General features: G+C 38.5%; 1 protein-coding gene. It reads left to right on the top strand.

Annotated features, from left to right (window positions below; genetic code table 11):
* Nucleotides 1-205 (top strand): transposase (locus tag Q1B07_RS27005; RefSeq protein WP_299095898.1); only part of this gene is annotated, 205 nt, incomplete at both ends.

Raw genomic sequence — 205 nt, 5'->3', positions numbered from 1 at the left:
AAATTATAGGGACACCGGCGTTAGCTTCCCAGCCTAGTTTATCTCGCTTTTTTAAACGGTTTGATCAAACATCTATCCAACAATTGGAACAGGCCAATCAAGATCTACTCGATAAAGTTCATAAGTTCAGAGATTCAAAAGCACTCATCTTTGATTTAGATTCTACTCATTCCGATACCTATGGTCATCAAGAATCGGCAGCTTA

Source organism: uncultured Metabacillus sp., from assembly GCF_947503125.1.
In the GTDB taxonomy this organism is placed as follows: domain Bacteria; phylum Bacillota; class Bacilli; order Bacillales; family Bacillaceae; genus Metabacillus.
This window is presented reverse-complemented; position numbering and strand designations above follow the sequence as displayed.